Raw genomic sequence first — 17,269 nt, 5'->3', positions numbered from 1 at the left:
GTCTGGAGCGCCTGCTCCGCCGGGTTGGCGATGGACTTGAGGACGCTGTCGTTGGCCAGCGCCGGGGTGGCCGCCGCGACGCCCGCACCGAGTGCGAGAAGATGGACCGCTCTCATGGATTCCTCCGCATGAGGTCCGGTTCCGGCCACGTTCGTCCGTGATGCGGAACGGCCTGCTGCCTTGCTGTGATCGTTGTCGGTTTTGCCGGTTCATCACCGGAGACGACGCCCGCCCGAGACCGAAGCAGAGTCGGCCGCCCCTTCTGCCTGCCCGCGACGGGCGACAATCGGATCGACACAGCGAGACATAAGGCATCGAGGACGAAAGGCAATAATAAAAGCATAAGTTCCGTAGATATATATTTTATTTATACTTACAATACATAAAAACAACCAAAAACTCGAAGAGCTGTTGCCCATCGAGCCAAATGCCACAATACCATAAGCATATTATATGAGCTTCATCCGATGAAATTAGGAACCATTCATTGACAATTCCGCCCTTTCGTTGATAATTATCTTGTTTGCGACTGGGATTAGAGATCTCTCTAGACTCAACATTCTAGAAAGATGATTCCGATCACGGCGAGGTCTTCGGACCTCGCCAATTTTTTATTGAACGGTGGCACTCCTTCAGCTCGAGACGGCGTCACGCGACGCGTGCTGACAGCGGAAAAGACGTCTGCAAGCGCACCTGCATTCACCTCGTCCCACCTTTGCCGGAACACTGTGCAGAGCGCTGATTTTCGCGTCAATATGCGGGAGGTTTCGGCAAAAACTTGCGGTAACTACCTGCAAAATATCTTGTAATTTATTTTCCTATCATGGGATATTTAGGCAAACCCGCAAGGATGGGCCGCAGGAGCAACCCGGTCCGAACCGATCCATCGACAGATCACCTTTCAATGCGCCTAGCCCGATCTTCACGTCCTGATCGCAACGTCACGGCATGGCTGCGCGATGTCGGCGCAGACCGATCCGCCGGTCATCGCAGCGGGTCGACAAGTCTCGCGCTTCGTTCCAGCACCTGCGTTTTGCAGGGGGTGGCGAGAGCCCGATCGGGAGAGATGACATGCCCGCGCGATCCCGAAATGACCCGGCGGTGGGCGACGACGCCCTGGCACCCGGTCCGGCGCTCGCCCACGCGAGCGCGCTCCTGACTCAACGCGGCTTTCACGAAGTGGCGCGCAACGCGCGCGGCGACAGCCTCTATCTCGCGCGCGGCAACGATCCGGGCCGCCTGCGCCTCTCGAACCATGCCCGGACCCCGAAACAGCGGCGCGGGCATCCGGAAGTGCTGGCGAGCCTCGTGATCCGGCAACCGCGCAACCTGAGCCAGATCGCCGTGATGGTGGAGGCGGCCTTGCGAGACTTTGCCGGAGTGCAACGTCGCCGGGATCAGGCCGCGACGGGCAAAGACTCCACCATCGGCGCTTGACCCGATTGGTCACATGACCGTGGCACGGATTCGCCGTCGGATCGCAATCCCGGTACGACCGATAGGGCCGGTGCGGCGTCCGACATGCGCTCCGGCCCGGCCTCGAGACGGGCGACGAGGATGGCGAGATCCTCGGGGAGATCGGGATCGACGTCGAGACCGTAAGCACCGTCGAGGGCCGGCATCACGCTGGGCAGGAACGCCGCGAGCGACAGGGACGGCGAGGGCAGGGGGCGCGCAGCGGATGAGGCGGTCGAGAAGGCGGGCATGTCGTCCAGGGCACCGGTCGCGCGATATCGGCACGCTGCGCCGCGGCACTTGAACCGAAGCTGAAAGCTCGGCCGTTCAGGCCTCACCGCGCCCGTCACGCACGAGTTCCTCAGGGACAAGCGTTGCGGCGTCCTGCCGGGCCGTCAGGGCAGCGAGCCCGACCGGCGCATCGTCCCAGGCATCGACCCCGACATCGCAGGAACGGGTGGTGTCGGCGAGCGTCGCGTGGGTGTGTCCGTAGAGATGGCGCGTGCCCCGCCACAGCCCCGGCCAAGCGCGATGCGCGTAATGGGCAAGGAACAGTCGCTGGGTCCGGCCCTCCGCATCCCGCACGCCGATACGAACGCTCTCCACCGGTGGATCGACCCAGGGCAGACGCAGCACGCGGTTGCTGTCGTGATTGCCGCGGACGAGACGCTTGATTCCGTTGAGCCGGTCGAAGACCGCGGCGCAGTAGGCCGGATCGGCGTGGGCGGCGAAATCGCCGAGATGCCAGATCTCGTCGGCCTCGGAGACCACGGCGTTCCATCGGGCGATCAGCGCCTCGTCATGGGCCTCGATGCTCGCGTAGCGATCCCCGCGATGGCGCAAGATATGAGCGTCGCCGAAATGGGTATCGGCGGTGAAGAAGACGGCCATGCCCGGTCCCTTGAGACCGGCGAGGTGGCGCGGGGCAGGGCGCGGGGCAAGGCGGCGCACCGCCGCGGCGCGCACTGGATCAGAATCGGGTGGTGAGGGTGTTCAACCACTCGGGTGAGGCCTCGACGAGGAACGTCTCCAGCGCCTTGTCGAGACCGGTGAGGACGGCGAGCCCGATGGTGACGAGGATCAGTCCGAGTCCCGCCTTCAATCCTTGTCCGAGCCGCATCATGCTGCCCCGAGCGCGCAAAATGATGCTCCGCGACAGGCTTCCGAGCACCAGCAGGGGCAAGGCGGCGCCGAGACCGAACGCCCCCATGGTCGCGGCGACCGCGGCGAGGTCGCGCCCCTGGGCGGCCAGAAGCGAGGCGGCTCCGAGGGTTGGCCCGACGCAGGGACTCCAGACGGCTCCGAGCAGCAGGCCCAGGCCGAATTGACCGGGCAGCCCGGCCGTCGAGCGCCCACCGAGGCGGCGGTCGATCGCGTCGACCAGAGGTCCGGCGGCGGCCGCGAGCCGTGCCTGGGCAAAGGGTACCAGCAGAATGAGACCGACGGCGACCAATAGGCCGGCGCCGACGCCTCGGAACACGGCGCCGTCCAGGCCGATGGCGAAGCCCAGCGTTGCCACGAACAGGCCGATCACCGTGAAGGACAGGGCAAGCCCCGCCGCCAGCACCGCCGGCCCAAGCGGATGCTCGGCCGCCGCCGCGCCCAGCACGAGCGGCAGCAGCGGCAGCACGCAGGGCGACAACACCGAGAGCAGCCCGGCAAGACCGGCAAGACCGAGCGTTCCGATCACCGACGTCCCTCCGAACGACATCCACCGCCCGCGCCATCCGCAAGCGCGGCATCGACGCACCGCCGTGATAGGCAGGCGCGGACGACCATGCCCCCTTCCTATCTCCATATCCGCAACCCAACGGAACAGCCTTCGTCGCCGAATCCTTCACATTCGTGTTCGCTGCGAACGGCGTTGGGGGCGCGCGCCGATCTCGATGATCGGAAGAAAACGAGGTGATCGCGCCCTGCGGAGCGCAATGCCGCCGGATTCTGTTGACGCCGCGCCCAAGCCAGCCTATCTGAGCGCCCAACGCCGCGTACGAGGGTCGCCCCGCGATCCTGACGCCGCGCCTTGGAGCTTCGCTCCTCGCGCGACGACGTTCCGGTGGGGGATAGTTTAACGGTAGAACCGCGGACTCTGACTCCGCTAGTCCTGGTTCGAATCCAGGTCCCCCAGCCAACCTTTTCCAACAAGCACTTAGCCCGAATTTCGCAGTTCGTTTCTAGCCCTGTTAGACACTTTGTGTCCGGCGGTTAGACAACCTTCGTGCCCCGCCTGTTCTCCAGATCGAGCCGCTTGACGACGCCGCGGAGCTTCGGCTCGAGGTCGGCCTCGCGGGCGTAATGTGCAGCCATGCCTTCGGTCTCCTGGCCGAGCATGTCGGCGATCGTGCGCGTGTCGTAGCCGAGTTGGCGCATCATCGTTGCCGTCCGGTGGCGCAGGCCATGGAAGGTGAGACCATCCGCAACGAGGCCGTCGGCCTCGAGCTTGCGAATGAACCGAAAGAACGATCCCCGAAAACCGTCTAGCTTCCAGGGGTGCCCGCGGCTGGTGACCAGGAGCGTGAGGGCAGAGTGATCGGGGAGGGCGGTCAAGGCGCGCTCGACCACCTCGGGCGCCGGCACACGCACCGGCTTGCCACTCTTGGCCGAGATTCGCGTGAGCATACCGGTTTTCCGATTCCAGGTGTCCCGCTTCACACTGACCATCTCGCCCTCGCGGTAGCCGAGCATGCCGCCGAGGACGATCGGCGCGAGGAGGTGAGGGGGCGCCTTGCTGGTGACGACCTCCCACTCCTCGATGGACCATGGTCGATTGGCCCGCTCCAAGTTTTTGGGCCGGCGGACCTTGGCAACGTCGCGGACGGGGTTCCGCTCGACCTTTTCGCGCTCCAGGCCATGGGCAAAGACGACGCTGACGACGGACAGGACGTAGTTGGCGAACCGCCTCTTATGCTCGCGTTGGGCCCGATCCCGCAGCCCGGCGACGAAGCTGCGCGTCCATCGCTCGAGAGCAACGTCATCCCAGGTCGCCAGCCAATCGAGGACGCGCTGGTAATCGGCGCGGGTGCGGGGTGCCAATTCCGTGCGGAAACGCTCGCTGCCGCGGTAGGACGTGACCAATGCCCCCCAAGTCCCAAGCTTCGGGGCGGGAGTGGGCTTCGTGCGGGCGCGGATCTTCTGCAGGGCTTCCCACCACTCGGGGGTACCGATGGTGTGCGGAGGCGTCAGCCGCTCCCCGCTGGCCCGGTCATAAGCGTAGAGAATGCCCTTCGAGGCGTAGATCTTAACGCCTGGTACGCGGACCTTTGTCACGGCTCGGCCTGTTCAACAATTCATCTTCCGACTCGTCCACCTGCCCTGATTCCAGGGTGTCGAGCCATCGATCGAGGTCGCGCACATCCCACCGCAGGCCTCGGCTGCCTGGGCGCACGCGCTTGGGTGCGACGGGAATGGCGGCATTGGGCCCGAGACCGCAGTATGAGGCCGCCTCGGCTCGCAACAGCATCCGGCGCTGCGGCGGCTGCAAACTGGAGTTCGACGACGGCCTGGACGGTCGGAGGCTGACAACATCCACGATCAGCGCCCCACTGCGACCGACGGCCGGAAGGCGCCGAGGCGCCGCTGGACCACCAGGGGCATCAGACGCTTCGCGCCACCCGCATCGAGGATCTGGCGCGTCGCCGTCAGGCGGCGGCCGGCCTGCACCTCGACGGCATCGAACAGGATGACCTCGATGCGCTCCGGATGATCGACCGGCTCGACCTGCGCGGCTTCGCCAGCCGCGTACTCGGCGATGAAGGCCTCGGAGAAGAACACCCAGCGGCGCATGCCCTCCAGAGTGAGCCGCAATTCGACCGATCGCCGGAGTGCGTCGAGCTTCGGCCCGACGGCGGCGAGAGCCATCACGGTGAGCCCGCCATTCGCCGCCTCGGCGATGTAGTAGGGGGTGAGGATGCTCTCCGGATCGAACAGCGTCTCCGCGTAGCCGGAGGCCTGCTCGATCAGCGCCCGAAGTGAGGTCATGATCAGGCCATCCCGATCGCTTGGAGGTACAGCTCCAGGATTGCCTCTTCCTCCTGGCGCTCGTCGTGGTCGCGCTTGCGCAGGGCGATGATCTTGCGCAGCACCTTCACGTCGAAGCCGTTGGCCTTGGCCTCGGCGTAGACGTCCTTGATGTCGCCCGCGATGCCGGCCTTCTCTTCCTCGAGCCGCTCGATGCGCTCGATGATGCTCTTGAGCTGGTCGGCGGCGACCGAGGACAGGTCGACGGCGGGAGCGGGTGACGCGCTCATGGCAGGGCCTCGCAGGTGAACAGATCGAGCGTGCCCGCGCCGAGCTTGCGCGCGCGGGTGGCGGCGGCGTTGCGGGTGCGGGCGGCCGAGTCCCAGCGATTGTGGCAGCGCTGGCAGAGGGCGCGCAGGTTCGCCCAATCGTTGTTGCCCGGGTCCTGATCCATGTGCGCGATGGTCAGCACCACGGTGGAGCCGGTCTCCGGATGCGGCTTGCCGTTCTCGGCGCGGCAGTGCGGCCGTTGGGCCGTGCCCTCGCAGCGGTGGCCGGCGCGCTCGAGGATCGGGGCGCGGTAGTCGCGCAGCCACTCCACCGAGCGGATCGACCCGCCCGGGTAGAGCTTCTGGCGTTCGGGGGAGATCGGCATCAGCCTTTGGCTCCCTCGGCCGCCTTCCGCACAGTGAAGCTGCCGGCGATGGCGCAGCAGGTGTTGGCGATGGCGCGGCGGCCGGCGGGGTCTTCGACGTCGAGGAACGCCCGCACCAAGGCGGCAGCGTAGGGGTCGGAGAAGAAGCGCAGGGCCTGCGTCAGGCCCAGGGCTGCGCTCGCGTCGCGCTCGAAGGCAGCGACGGTGTCGGTGCCGATCGTGTCCTGGGCGATGCCGAGGAGCCGGGCCAAGGCGCGCAGAGCCTCGGCCGCGCCGATCGGTGCGGGGGCATTCACCGGGCCACTCCGCCGAGAGCGGCTACGGGCGCGGTGAGGTATTCGAGATCCCGTGGGTTCACGTCAGCGGGCGGCCAGGTGCCGTCGAAGCGGACACAGAGGCCGGTAACGCCCGGGCGCGGCGGGGCGATGGTGCCGATCGAACCGTCGGAGAGGCGGCGCACGCGGGCGCCGAGGGCGCAGGGCGCGCCGGGATGCCGCTGTTTCACCAGATCGTACATCAGGCGCCGACCTCCGCCTCGGGGGAGGGGGCCCGGTTCAGTCGGGCCGTCGAACGCACCAGCGCGACGATCTCGCGGCGCAGGCCCTCGTCCGGGATCGCCGCGTAGATGCGGAGCAGATCGATCGCACCCGGCTCGCGCAGGAAGCCGAAAACCTCCGCCGGCTCGCCGCTCAGCTCGTCTCCCTGGTCCTCGAAGAAGGTCGCGACCGGCACTTCGAAGATGCGGGCGAAGGTCTGCAGCCGCCCGGCGCCGATGCGGTTTCGGCCGCGCTCGTATTTCTGGATCTGCTGGAAGGTGATGCCGACGGCGGCGCCGAGGGCGGCCTGAGAGAGGCCGCGCGCTTTGCGCAGGGCCGTGAGGCGCAGCCCAATCAGACGGTCCGCCTCGGTCGCGTGCTTGGGCGGTGGAGGGCTGAGTTGGGGATCGTGGGCATTCACGGGCGGCGAACCTTTCGATGGGCGTGGGCGGCTACGGGGACGGGCGCTCGATGAGGCCGATCTCTTCCGCGCGCGCGGCCATCGACCGGGTGAGCGCGGCAAGGCGCAGCAGGAGATCCTCGGTGGGGACGAGGCGGGCGTGGGCGCAGGCCTGCTCCAGGGCGATTAGAAAGGCGTCGGCGGCGAGTTGCGCGTCGGTGTCGGGATGCTGCGTCACTCGGCAGGGCAGCATCATTAGGCCCGGCGCCAGATCCGGCGCGGCCCAGAAATCCGCCGGTGCCGGCAGGGCGCCGACCCAGGTGAGGAAGGTGCCGAAATCGCGCGGGTCCAGCACGGCACTGACGACGCCGAGGGCGGGCCGCCGCTCCGAGCCGTCCTCGGCGCGGGCGATGTCGAAGTCGTAGAGCCGGGCGAGGAAGTAGGCCGGGCGGGTCACGGCAGCGGGGCCCAGAGCGCGAAGCCGCCGATCAGAAATACGCCGAGGGCCACAACATCCCGGGCGTGGCCTAGCGCCAGGGCGAGCGGGTGGTTCGAAGCGGCGAGCACGAGGCCGGTGCGGGCCATCTCCATCGCCTCGTCGAGGCCGGCGGCGATATCGGCCGCGTCGAACTCGCGAATCAGGATTTTTCGAGCTGCCTCCGGCGTGGCGCGGGCGGACTCGGGATGGGCAGCGAGAGCAAGCGCCAGTTGGCGCGGCGGCGCGTGGAAGCGGATTCGCTTACGGCAAACAGCAGAACGACGAATTTCGTGCAGGAGCATGGCTTCGACCCCCGACGCAACATGCGGTGGCGTCGAAGTTGCAAAATATGCAACGCAAGGTCAAGACAAAAGTTGCTTGAAACGCAACTCAGCGCGGAAAGGCAGCTTCGAGTGTCGCCTTGATTCGTTGGATTTCAGTTTCGCTACGGCCTTCTAAGAACCGTGAAACCCACACTTCATCCGGGTGTCGGAACAGGTCCGGCACGCTAGCGTCGAACAATTTTGCCAACGTCATAAGGTACTGATCTTGTGGGGCAGTGCCCTTGAACCAACGCGTAACGGTAGCCTTGTCGGCGCCGGTAGCTCGAGCCAAGTCGGCACGTCGCAGCCCGAACTTCACCGCCCATTCGGGGATGAAGTGCCGCCGGGGCGGCAGCGTCTCCATAAGAGCTACCCTCGTTTGCAACATGTGCAACGAGTGGCACGTGGATAGGTTCGGGTCGTTAGTCCCTACCGCAACCATCCGCTTGACCTATAGTTGCGCAATATGCAACTTCCGGCGGATGGCGATTCCCAGCCCCCTGCGAACTTATCGGGCGCGAACCAAGCTGACGCTTGAAAAAGCGTCGGCAATGTTCGGTGTCCACAAGACGACTTTTATGCGCTGGGAAAAGAACAGAGTTCCGGCCGAAATGGTTCTCGAAATCGAAAAGAAACTGGGAATCCATCGTCATGAGTTGCGGCCAGATATTTATCCGAATGTGCAGTCGGAGCAGCGCGTCATAGCAATCACGACAAGAGGGGCTGCCTGATGCTCTTGGTTGTCGTTATCGCGAAATACCTACGATCTGAGCCGATTAACGATCGCATGGACCGGCCTGTTGGATCTGCCGACCTGCGTATCCATGCTCGCTAAGTGCAGCGCGATGCATACCCTCACTCTCATGGCCGCTGCAGTTTTAGTGATCGCAGCCCTACCGCTGCTTCTAAGAATCGATTCTGCCCTCCGCTCTGGGCAGCAAGGCCGAGCCATTGCCGAAGCCGGGCGCCTCGCCCTGGCCTCGGCGGCCATTGCCGTTCTGGTGACCCTCGCCGCGAGGGCACGATGAGTCCGGACTGGCTCGACGATCTGCGCGAAGACGTGGCCGAGGCCGCCGACACGATCACGGAGATGACGGCCGAGGATTGGGCCGCGCCGATCGCGGCGGCCTTCGCCCGGCTGCAGGACATCTCGGAGGAGGCCGGCGACGCGGTGGCCCAGCGCTTCGCCGGGGCGCTGGCGCGGATCCGGGCGCTGCCGGACGAGGCCGTCGCGGCGGTCGGCGAGCTGACGACGGTGATCGAGGGGCTGTTTCCCGAACACGACGCGCCTCCCGCGCTTGCCGCGCCGGATTCAGCCTGCGGCACCGCGCCGAGACGGGAGGGCGGAAACCTCGTGACGCCGCGGCCGGTGCCGCGCCGGCTGACGGTCGAGCCCGCCGCCTTCGCGGCTTTCATCCGGGCGCAGCATCCGCACAAGCCGGCGGAGCATTGCGCGGCGCTGACCGGAATCCCGCTCGACAGCGTGGAAAAAATGCTGAGGCGCGAGGCGCTTCCGAACGGCCGCAACTTCCTGCTCTGCGTCGTCGCCTACGGGCCGGCCCTGATCGCCGCCGTGCTGCCCAACGCGGAGGAGCGATGGCTCACCGGCGCGCAGATCCTCGCCGATCAGACGCATCTCGAGGACGAGCTGGCCCGAACCCAGGCGGAGATGGCGCAGAACGCCGAGCGCTGGACGTTCTGCGGCGTCACCTTTCGGAGCACGGCGCCATGACCGCCCCGACAGGCCGCGCGAGCGCATGAGCTCCGGGCGGGACACCCCCTCCCGCCCATCCCAGACTCAGAATCCGAATCGATTCCTATCGGGTGCCCGCATGCGGAATTGCGCACGTCTGTCCCCCCGCGAGATTCGAGAATTGTGGCTCGTGCTCGGCCCGCTGAAGCGGGCGCAGGCCGAAGCCCGCGTGCGGACGGGGCGGACCCCCGGCAAATTGTCCGAGGGTGTAAGGCTCGAGACCGGCCGGGTGCGGGAGCTGATCGGGCGGCAGGCTGGCGTCTCCGGCGTGCTCGCCGAGAAATGCAACGCGATCTACGCGGCGGCCGAGGCCGACCCGGCCCTGTTCGGCCCGGTGGTCGACTACCTCGAGCGCTCGGAGAACATCCACGACGCCTTCAACCGGATGCGGCGGCTGGCCGATCTGGAACGGGTGCGCCGGCTGGCCCCGATCCAGGCCCGGTTCGCCACCCTGGTGTTCGATCCGCCCTGGCAGGACGAGAGCGTCTCGGCCCATCAACGCCCGCCCTACGCGACCATGACCGAGGCCGAGATCGCCGCGATGCCGGTGGCGGCCTGGGCACTCGGTGAGGGCCATCTCTACGTCCACGCGCCGGGGCCGTTCGTCCCTATGGCGGTGCGGCTGGTCCAGGGCTGGGGCTACGACTTCAAGCAGATCCTCACCTACCGGAAGACGGCCTGGTCGATGGGAGGCCCTGTCGCTCGTCGGCTTGATCGAGGGCATGATTGCCCGCGGCTGCTCGGTTCTCGTCACCACCGGAACCCGCAGCGCCGCCGACCTGCTCAGCAAGCGCCTGCCCGCGGGCGCCGTGCATCAATACATGCCCCTGGACGCGCCGCGCTGGGTCGATCGCTTCCTCGCCCATTGGCAGCCCGATCTCGCCGTCATCGCCGAATCGGAGATCTGGCCGAACACGGTCATCTCCCTGTACGAGCGCGGCATCCCCCTGGTGCTCGTCAATGGGCGGATGTCACAGCGCTCGTTCGAGAACTGGACGCGGTCTCCGCGTACGGTGCGGGCGCTGCTGTCGCGCATCGCCATCTGCCTGTGCCAGACGAAGCCCGATGCGGAGCGCTTCGCCCGCCTGGGCGCTCCGCGCCTCGGCGTGGTCGGCAACCTGAAATACGATTCCGCCATTCCCCCCGCCGATGAACAGCAACTCGCCTATCTGCGCGACTTAGTCGGCGACCGTCCGGTCTGGGTCGCGGCGAGCACCCATCCGGGTGAAGACGCGACGGTCGCCCGCGTTCACGCCCGTCTGAAGAGCCGCTTTCCCCGTTTGCTGACCATCGCGGTGCCGCGTCATCCCCGCCGGGGCGAGGAAGTCGCGCGGGTTGCCCAGGAACTCGGCCTGAGCACCAGCCGGCGCGCGCAGAACGGGCGCCCGCAAGCCGGTATCGAGTTCTACGTCGCCGACACGCTGGGAGAACTCGGCCTGTTCTACCGGCTCTGCCCTCTGGTTTTCCTCGGCGGCTCCCTGGTGGAGCATGGCGGGCAGAATCCGATCGAGCCGGTGCGGCTCTACGGCGCCGTGCTGCACGGTCCTCATATCCACAACTTCGCCGAGGCCTACGGCGCCCTGGACGAAGCCGGCGGCGCCCGCTGCGTATCGGGCGAAGACGACCTCGCGGCCGCGGTGGCAGAACTCGTGGCCGATCCGCCGCAAGCGATGGCGATGGCGCAGCGGGGCCAGTCAGCGCTGGCGCAGTTCGAGGGCGCAGTGGCCCGCACCTTGGCGGTGCTCGACCCCTACGTCGCACAGATGAAGCTGTCCGCCCGCGAACGGGCCTGATGCGCGCACCGGATTTCTGGACCCGGGCTCCGTCCCATCCCCTCGCGCGGCTCCTGGCACCGGCCGGATACGTGTACGGCGCCGTGACGGCCCGGCGAATGGATCGCCCCGGTACGTTCGGCCCCTGCCCCGTGCTATGCGTCGGCAACTTCACCTTGGGGGGGGCCGGCAAGACGCCGTCGGCGCTCGCCCTCGCCCGCATCCTGCGAGACGAACTCGGCCGACATCCGGCCTTCCTCAGCCGCGGTTACGGTGGGCGCCTCGCAGGACCGGTGGTGGTCGATCCCACTCTGCACGGAGCGGCCGAGATCGGCGACGAACCGCTGCTCCTGGCTCAGTCTGCCGTCACCGTGGTGTCCCGCGACCGCCTGGCCGGATCGTCCCTCTGCGCCGAACTCGGCGCCGACACGGTCGTGATGGATGACGGGCTGCAGAACCCGCATCTGCGCAAGGATCTCGCCCTTGCCGTGGTCGATGCGGGCGCAGGTATCGGCAACGGACTGCCCTTCCCGGCGGGCCCGTTGCGGGTTCCGCTCGCGCGGCAATGGCCGCATGTCGGAGGACTGATCGTGATCGGAGACGGGCAGGCCGGCGACCCCGTTGCCCAGGAAGCGGTCACCCGCGGTCTGCCCGTGCACCGCGCCCGGCTCGTCCCGGAGGGACCCGAGCGATGGAAAGACCGACGGGTCGTCGCCTTCGCCGGGATCGGCCGCCCGCAGAAGTTCTTCGATACGCTCACGGATCTCGGCGCACGGATCGTCGGAGCCAGGGGCTTTCCGGATCACCACCCCTACCGGGCCGATGACCTCGACGCACTTAGGAGGCTGGCGGACCGCGAGGGAGCGAGCCTCGTCACCACCGAGAAGGACGCGGTGCGATTACCAGCCGGGGTGAAGGTTGCGGTGCTGCGCGTCACCCTCGCCTTCGATGATCCCGCGGCCTTGCGGCGTCAGCTGGCGGATCGCCTCACGGGGCGCGACCGATCTCCTTGAGGCGCTGCATCGCCGCCTCGGGGCTGGCATAGGCCTCCTGTCGATCGACGTTCCAGTAGCGCAGGGCGTCGAGATGGATCTCCTCGCCGGTCACGGCGCAGCGGACGAAGGTGCCGGGCTTGACCACCCGCATGGTGCCATCGCCGTACTCGACCTTGGCCTCGCCGTTGTTCGATCCCCGATCGTAGCGTCCGAGCATGTCGCCGGCTCCCTGCAGCACCCGCAAGATCCTGCATTAGAAGGCCGGCCCGCCTCTGTCGACCGCCCCTCGACAGGGGCCCCATGCTCGGGCCAAACGGGATCATGACCGCGAGCGGCGACTTCCCTGCGAGCCACGATCTCGATGCCCTGTTCGCGGCGGCCTCCGCCGTGCGCGCACGCGCCCACGCGCCCTATTCGGGTTTCGCGGTCGGCGCCGCCCTACTGGACGATGCGGGACGCATCCATGCCGGCTGCAACGTCGAGAACGCGGCCTATCCGGTCGGCACCTGCGCCGAAGCCGGCGCCATCGCCGCAATGATCGCGTCCGGCGGACGGCGCATCCGAGCCATCCTCATCACGGCCGACAGTCCGGCGCCGGTCACGCCCTGCGGCGCCTGTCGTCAGCGGATCCGGGAATTCGCGGGGCCGGATACGCCGATCCTCGCGGCGGGTCCCGCGGGTCTGCGGGCTCGATTCACCTTCGAAGCCCTGCTGCCCGCCTCGTTCGGTCCCGATCACCTGCCGGAGCACATCGTCGATGCCAAGTGAGGAGGCGGCCGTCGCGCTTCTGCGCGAAAGGGGTTTCGCCGGCCCCGTCGCCCTGGCGATCGTGACGGGAACCGGCCTGGGGGCCCTGGTCGATGCGCTCACCGACCGAACCAGCATCGCCTATGGCGAGATCCCCGGCTTTGCGGCACCCGGCGTCTCCGGCCATGGCGGACACCTGCATCGCGGCACCCTGTCGGGACGGCCGGTGCTGGTGCTGGAGGGACGGGCCCATGCCTATGAGCGGGGCGATGCCGGCGCCATGCGGCTTCCCCTCGCGGCGATCGCGGCACTGGGGGCGACGCGTCTCCTCCTGACCAATGCCGCCGGCTCGCTCATGCAGAATGCCGGTCCCGGCAGTCTCGTCGTCCTGACCGACCACATCAATCTCTCCGGGTTCAACCCGCTGATCGGTGAAGCGAGCGACGGCCGCTTCGTGCCGATGACGAACGCCTACGCGCCGCGCCTGCGCGCCACCCTCCACCGTGCAGCTGAGAGGGAGCGGATCGTCCTCCATGAGGGGGTCTACGCGTGGTTCTCCGGCCCGAGCTTCGAGACGCCAGCGGAGATCCGCATGGCGGGCCGGCTCGGGGCCGATCTCGTCGGCATGTCGACCGTGCCGGAGACGATCCTGGCGCGCTTTCTCGGGCTGGAGGTCGCGGCCGTCTCGGCGGTGACGAACTTCGCCGCCGGAATCTCGGGGGGCGACCCGCATCACGCCGAGACCAAGGCGGTCGCGGCCCGTGCCGGTGCCGATCTCGCCCGCCTTGCCGCCGCCTTCGTGGCGCAGCTTCCCGAACCGTGAGACTCTCAGGATGAAGCAGGCCGATCCCCTTCACCCCTCGGACGCCGCCCACATCGCGCGGCGCGCGTTGCCGCTCCTCGATCTGACCGACCTGACCGAGACGTGCACATCGGACGCGGTCGAAGCGCTCTGTGCCCGGGCGCGGACGAACGCGGTTGCGGCGGTCTGCGTTTGGCCGCGCTTCGTCGCTCTCGCGGGGCGGGTTCTTGCGGGCAGCGATGTGCGGATCGCAACGGTGGTCAATTTTCCGGACGGCGCCGACGACACGGCCGCTGCCGTGGCGGAAACCCGCGCGGCGATCGCCGACGGTGCCGACGAGATCGACCTCGTCCTTCCCTACCGCGCCTTGCTCAACGGCGAGGCGGCGACGGCCCGTACCATGGTGATGGCGGTTCGCGAGGTCTGCCACGACCGGCTGCTCAAGGTCATCTTGGAGACCGGAATGCTGCCCGATATCGCGATGATCACGCAGGCGAGCCAGCTCTCGCTCGAGGCGGGGGCCGACTTCATCAAAACCTCGACCGGCAAGACGCCGGTCTCGGCCACGCCCGAGGCAGCCGAGGCGATGCTGACCGTGATCCGCGAATGGGGCGGCACTCGAACCGTCGGTCTGAAGGTGTCCGGCGGCCTGCGCCGCGTCGAGGACGCCGCCACCTATCTCGCGGCTGCCGACCGGATCATGGGCCCGGATTGGGCGCGCTCGGCGACGTTCCGGCTGGGGGCCAGTTCCCTGCTGGACGATCTGACTCGTGTCCTCGGGAGCGACCGATGAGACTTCCGCAGGAGATCATCCGCGACAAGCGCGACGGAAGGACTCTGGCGGATGCCGATATCGGCGACTTCATCCGCGGTCTCACGGAAGAGCGCGTCACCGAGGGACAGGCGGCGGCCTTCGCCATGGCCGTGTTCTTCCGCGGGCTGACGCTCGACGAGCGGGTGGCCCTGACCCGTGCGATGCGCGATTCCGGCCGGGTTCTCGCCTGGGACCTCCCCGGCCCCATCCTCGACAAGCACTCCACCGGCGGCGTCGGCGACACGGTCAGCCTTGTCCTCGCCCCTCTGGTGGCGGCGTGCGGGGGCTTCGTCCCGATGATCTCGGGCCGGGGCCTGGGACATACCGGCGGCACGTTGGACAAGCTCGCCAGCATTCCCGGCTACGACGTAGCGCCGGGCCTCGACCGCTTCCGGGCGGTGGTGCGCGAAACCGGCTGCGCCATCATCGGGCAGACCGGCGATCTCGCGCCCGCCGACCGACGCCTCTACGCGATCCGCGACGTCACCGGGACAGTGGAGTCGCTCGACCTGATCACCGCCTCGATCCTGTCGAAGAAGCTCGCCGCGGGCCTCGACGGCCTCGTCATGGATGTGAAGGCGGGGTCCGGCGCCTTCATGGCGGGGATCGACGAGGCGCGGGATCTCGGGCGCAGCATCGTCACCGTCGCCAATGCCGCGGGCCTTCCGACCCGTGCCCTCCTGACCGACATGGATGCGCCGCTGGCCTCCGCTGCGGGCAACGCCGTCGAGGTTGGCTACGCCGTCGACTACTTGACGGGGCGCATGAGAGAACCGCGCTTCCACGCGGTCACCCTGGCGCTGGCCGGCGAGATGCTGGTGCTCGGCAATCTCGCCGTCGATCCCCATGAGGCAGAGACGCGTCTGCGGTCCGCCCTGGAGACGGGAGCTGCGGCCGAGGCCTTCGCCCGCATGGTGGCGGCTCTCGGCGGGCCGGGCGATCTGCTGGAAGGGGCCGACCGTCACCTGCCGCGGGCGCCAGTGACACGGCCGGTGGTGGCCGCAAAAACCGGAACGGTGGAGGCGGTGGACACTCGCGCCGTGGGCCTCGCGGTCATCGGCCTCGGCGGCGGGCGCAGTCGACCGCAGGACGACATCGATCCGCGGGTGGGATTTACCGGATTGATCCGCCCCGGCGATCGCCTCAATCGCGGGGATCCCATCGGCATGGTCCATGCAGCGGACGACGCTGCGGCCGACCGGGCGGAGGTGGCCCTGCGGTCAGCTTATCGAATCGGCGAGGCGACCCCGATGGAACGGGTCGCGATCATCGATCGCCTCGGCTGAGGAGCGGGACCGCGCGCATCTCGCTGAGCGCGCGGTCCCCGTCACCCGTTCACCTCAGTAGAAGTGGTGGTGCCGACGCCCACCGTAGTGATGGCCCCAATGGTGGTGCCGGTGATACCCCCAATGATGGCGGCGATGATGACCCCAGCCATGATGATGGTGATGGTGGCGGCGCCAGCCATGGTGATGACCCCAATGGCCGCGGTGTCCCCAGCCGCCGTGATGGCGGTGATGCCATTGCACGGTCTCGACGGCGGTATCCGAGGCGAGCGCGGCGGCGGGCGGAGCCGCCAGCGGAGCAGCCTGCGCAGCCGAACCGCCGAGCACTCCGCCGACGACGATTGCCAACACGGCGAGGCCGCGGCGGAGGGGCTTGGTCGAAATGGCGTCCGACATATCGGTACTCTCCCTTCGTCCGGCCGCCCTATGGCGGCCAAGGATCGGGAGGTTATGAGCCGGGGAATGAACCGCGCCTGAGACAGGCGTCTACAATTGGAAACATTCCCGAGCGAACCCGGATCAGACCGAGGCGGGCGCCTTGCCAGGACGGCGATAGACCCAGACGCGCGCGGGCGGCAGGTTGAGCCACACCCGGTTGGAACGGCTCGCCGTGTAGCTGCCAGCCTCGCACCGGGCCGGGATCGGCGGGACGACGGCGTAGGTGAACTGCACGAAGGGCGCGTCCGGCTGCATCACGTCGTGGGCGTCCTGCAGCAGCTCCAGGCGCTTCTCCAATGGCTTGGTGAAGAGCGGGAGGCTCGAGATCGTCGCGGCGCAGGGTTCGGTGACCACGCTGCCGAGCGTCTCGCGGATGCTGTAGGCGTCGCCCCGGATCACCGTGGTACGGGGGAAGCGGCGGCGCAGCAACGCGCAGAAATCTGGATTGAACTCGACGAGGATCAGACGCTCCTGATCGAAACCGCGCCGGATCAGGGCTTCGGTGACCGGACCGGTGCCGGGCCCGAGTTCGATGACGGGACCAGGCACCGACGGGTCCGCGTAGGACGCCATGGTGCGGGCGAGCATCCGGCCCGACGGGGTCACGGCCCCGGTGACGAGCGGGCGCTCGAACCACGAGCGCAGGAACCGCGCCTCGTCCTCCAGCGGATCGCGCCGCTCCCTCAGGCGGGTCGCGGCGACGGCTCGGGCGCTGGAACGGCGAAGCGGCGGCACGACCGATGATCCCCGGGTCAGGAATGAAAGGAGGGGGTGAAGCCGCTCGCGGGACGCGGGCGGATGTGACGGGCCGCCTGGGTCAGCGGCCGAGAACGCGACAGGAGGTTGGGCAAGAAACCC

General features: G+C 68.0%; 24 protein-coding genes, 1 tRNA gene and 1 pseudogene. 10 read left to right on the top strand and 16 right to left on the bottom strand.

From position 1 onward, the window contains the following. Window positions 1-1,101 precede the first annotated feature (1,101 nt). Entirely contained in the window at window positions 1,102-1,437 is a 336-nt protein-coding gene (locus OWC43_RS11890) for a hypothetical protein (RefSeq protein ID WP_393956842.1), read from the top strand. On the opposite strand, the gene OWC43_RS11885 is transcribed toward OWC43_RS11890, so the two are convergent. From OWC43_RS11885 to OWC43_RS11875, 3 genes are all read right to left on the bottom strand, one after another. Further along, on the bottom strand, window positions 1,398-1,706 hold the full coding sequence (locus tag OWC43_RS11885) for a hypothetical protein (protein ID WP_393956841.1): 309 nt from the start codon (window positions 1,704-1,706) through the stop codon (window positions 1,398-1,400). The two genes, OWC43_RS11890 and OWC43_RS11885, sit on opposite strands and share 40 nt — an antisense overlap. A 76-nt stretch (window positions 1,707-1,782) precedes the next feature. Next, window positions 1,783-2,346, bottom strand: coding sequence for a metallophosphoesterase (locus tag OWC43_RS11880; protein WP_393958545.1), 564 nt, complete (start codon window positions 2,344-2,346; stop codon window positions 1,783-1,785). A gap of 79 nt (window positions 2,347-2,425) precedes the next feature. Continuing rightward, entirely contained in the window at window positions 2,426-3,145 is a 720-nt protein-coding gene (locus OWC43_RS11875) for a cytochrome c biogenesis CcdA family protein (RefSeq protein ID WP_393956840.1), read from the bottom strand. A 367-nt stretch (window positions 3,146-3,512) separates the two neighbouring features. On the opposite strand from OWC43_RS11875, the gene OWC43_RS11870 reads away from it, so the two are divergent. Beyond that, window positions 3,513-3,586 (top strand) — tRNA-Gln (locus OWC43_RS11870). Window positions 3,587-3,660: 74 nt separating this feature from the next. Here OWC43_RS11870 and OWC43_RS11865 read toward each other — a convergent pair. From OWC43_RS11865 to OWC43_RS11820, 10 genes are all read right to left on the bottom strand, one after another. Further along, window positions 3,661-4,722: a tyrosine-type recombinase/integrase gene (locus OWC43_RS11865; protein ID WP_393956839.1), complete on the bottom strand. Its 1,062-nt coding sequence runs from the start codon at window positions 4,720-4,722 to the stop codon at window positions 3,661-3,663. Between the two features lie 264 nt (window positions 4,723-4,986). Continuing rightward, on the bottom strand, window positions 4,987-5,433 hold the full coding sequence (locus tag OWC43_RS11860; RefSeq protein WP_393956838.1) for a hypothetical protein: 447 nt from the start codon (window positions 5,431-5,433) through the stop codon (window positions 4,987-4,989). 2 nt (window positions 5,434-5,435) lie between these two features. Beyond that, window positions 5,436-5,702, bottom strand: coding sequence for a DUF2312 domain-containing protein (locus tag OWC43_RS11855; protein ID WP_393956837.1), 267 nt, complete (start codon window positions 5,700-5,702; stop codon window positions 5,436-5,438). Then, window positions 5,699-6,067 carry an HNH endonuclease gene (locus OWC43_RS11850; protein ID WP_393956836.1) on the bottom strand — a complete coding sequence of 123 codons (369 nt, stop codon included), beginning with the start codon at window positions 6,065-6,067 and terminating at the stop codon, window positions 5,699-5,701. The genes OWC43_RS11855 and OWC43_RS11850 overlap by 4 nt, the downstream gene beginning before the upstream one ends. Further along, on the bottom strand, window positions 6,067-6,363 hold the full coding sequence (locus OWC43_RS11845) for a hypothetical protein (RefSeq protein ID WP_393956835.1): 297 nt from the start codon (window positions 6,361-6,363) through the stop codon (window positions 6,067-6,069). The genes OWC43_RS11850 and OWC43_RS11845 overlap by 1 nt, the downstream gene beginning before the upstream one ends. Then, entirely contained in the window at window positions 6,360-6,584 is a 225-nt protein-coding gene (locus OWC43_RS11840) for a hypothetical protein (RefSeq protein ID WP_393956834.1), read from the bottom strand. Before OWC43_RS11840 ends, OWC43_RS11845 begins: the two co-directional genes overlap by 4 nt. After that, on the bottom strand, window positions 6,584-7,024 hold the full coding sequence (locus tag OWC43_RS11835; RefSeq protein ID WP_393956833.1) for a helix-turn-helix domain-containing protein: 441 nt from the start codon (window positions 7,022-7,024) through the stop codon (window positions 6,584-6,586). Before OWC43_RS11835 ends, OWC43_RS11840 begins: the two co-directional genes overlap by 1 nt. A 31-nt stretch (window positions 7,025-7,055) precedes the next feature. Next, window positions 7,056-7,460, bottom strand: coding sequence for a hypothetical protein (locus OWC43_RS11830; RefSeq protein ID WP_393956832.1), 405 nt, complete (start codon window positions 7,458-7,460; stop codon window positions 7,056-7,058). Next, window positions 7,457-7,783 (bottom strand): hypothetical protein, encoded by a 327-nt coding sequence (locus tag OWC43_RS11825; RefSeq protein WP_393956831.1) that lies wholly within the window; start codon window positions 7,781-7,783, stop codon window positions 7,457-7,459. The genes OWC43_RS11830 and OWC43_RS11825 overlap by 4 nt, the downstream gene beginning before the upstream one ends. Before the next feature lie 88 nt (window positions 7,784-7,871). Next, window positions 7,872-8,168: a helix-turn-helix domain-containing protein gene (locus OWC43_RS11820; protein ID WP_393956830.1), complete on the bottom strand. Its 297-nt coding sequence runs from the start codon at window positions 8,166-8,168 to the stop codon at window positions 7,872-7,874. Window positions 8,169-8,286: 118 nt separating this feature from the next. Here OWC43_RS11820 and OWC43_RS11815 point away from each other — a divergent pair, with 118 nt between their 5' ends. The 4 genes and pseudogenes from OWC43_RS11815 (at window position 8,287) to lpxK (ending at window position 12,342) form a co-directional block, all read left to right on the top strand. After that, window positions 8,287-8,535 (top strand): hypothetical protein, encoded by a 249-nt coding sequence (locus OWC43_RS11815; protein WP_393956829.1) that lies wholly within the window; start codon window positions 8,287-8,289, stop codon window positions 8,533-8,535. A gap of 293 nt (window positions 8,536-8,828) precedes the next feature. Then, window positions 8,829-9,536: a hypothetical protein gene (locus OWC43_RS11810; protein ID WP_393956828.1), complete on the top strand. Its 708-nt coding sequence runs from the start codon at window positions 8,829-8,831 to the stop codon at window positions 9,534-9,536. A gap of 647 nt (window positions 9,537-10,183) precedes the next feature. Continuing rightward, a pseudogene (locus OWC43_RS11805) lies at window positions 10,184-11,350 on the top strand (3-deoxy-D-manno-octulosonic acid transferase); the annotation flags it as partial. Then, window positions 11,350-12,342, top strand: coding sequence for a tetraacyldisaccharide 4'-kinase (gene lpxK / locus OWC43_RS11800; RefSeq protein WP_393956827.1), 993 nt, complete (start codon window positions 11,350-11,352; stop codon window positions 12,340-12,342). The pseudogene OWC43_RS11805 and the gene lpxK, both read left to right, overlap by 1 nt. On the opposite strand, the gene OWC43_RS11795 is transcribed toward lpxK, so the two are convergent. After that, window positions 12,317-12,541, bottom strand: a complete 225-nt coding sequence (locus OWC43_RS11795; protein ID WP_137827945.1) for a DUF2093 domain-containing protein — start codon at window positions 12,539-12,541, stop codon at window positions 12,317-12,319. The two genes, lpxK and OWC43_RS11795, sit on opposite strands and share 26 nt — an antisense overlap. Window positions 12,542-12,645: 104 nt before the next feature. Here OWC43_RS11795 and OWC43_RS11790 point away from each other — a divergent pair, with 104 nt between their 5' ends. The 4 genes from OWC43_RS11790 to deoA are packed head-to-tail and all read left to right on the top strand — an operon-like array spanning window position 12,646 to window position 15,973. Further along, window positions 12,646-13,092 (top strand): cytidine deaminase, encoded by a 447-nt coding sequence (locus OWC43_RS11790; protein ID WP_393956826.1) that lies wholly within the window; start codon window positions 12,646-12,648, stop codon window positions 13,090-13,092. Next, window positions 13,082-13,894 carry a purine-nucleoside phosphorylase gene (locus OWC43_RS11785; protein WP_393956825.1) on the top strand — a complete coding sequence of 271 codons (813 nt, stop codon included), beginning with the start codon at window positions 13,082-13,084 and terminating at the stop codon, window positions 13,892-13,894. Before OWC43_RS11790 ends, OWC43_RS11785 begins: the two co-directional genes overlap by 11 nt. 10 nt (window positions 13,895-13,904) lie before the next feature. Then, entirely contained in the window at window positions 13,905-14,666 is a 762-nt protein-coding gene (gene deoC / locus OWC43_RS11780; RefSeq protein ID WP_393956824.1) for a deoxyribose-phosphate aldolase, read from the top strand. After that, the gene (gene deoA / locus OWC43_RS11775; protein ID WP_393956823.1) at window positions 14,663-15,973 is read left to right on the top strand and encodes a thymidine phosphorylase; all 1,311 of its coding nucleotides are present in this window, start codon (window positions 14,663-14,665) and stop codon (window positions 15,971-15,973) included. The genes deoC and deoA overlap by 4 nt, the downstream gene beginning before the upstream one ends. Before the next feature lie 54 nt (window positions 15,974-16,027). On the opposite strand, the gene OWC43_RS11770 is transcribed toward deoA, so the two are convergent. Together OWC43_RS11770 and OWC43_RS11765 are read right to left on the bottom strand one after the other, a co-directional pair. After that, window positions 16,028-16,369 carry a hypothetical protein gene (locus OWC43_RS11770; RefSeq protein ID WP_393956822.1) on the bottom strand — a complete coding sequence of 114 codons (342 nt, stop codon included), beginning with the start codon at window positions 16,367-16,369 and terminating at the stop codon, window positions 16,028-16,030. A 123-nt stretch (window positions 16,370-16,492) separates the two neighbouring features. Beyond that, the gene (locus tag OWC43_RS11765) at window positions 16,493-17,146 is read right to left on the bottom strand and encodes a class I SAM-dependent methyltransferase (protein ID WP_393956821.1); all 654 of its coding nucleotides are present in this window, start codon (window positions 17,144-17,146) and stop codon (window positions 16,493-16,495) included. Window positions 17,147-17,269: the final 123 nt, after the last annotated feature.

The organism is Methylorubrum sp. POS3, assembly GCF_043352485.1.
Taxonomy (GTDB): Bacteria; Pseudomonadota; Alphaproteobacteria; order Rhizobiales; family Beijerinckiaceae; genus Methylobacterium; species Methylobacterium suomiense.
The sequence above is the reverse complement of the archived record's forward strand: the minus strand, read 5'-3'. Positions and strand labels throughout refer to the sequence as shown.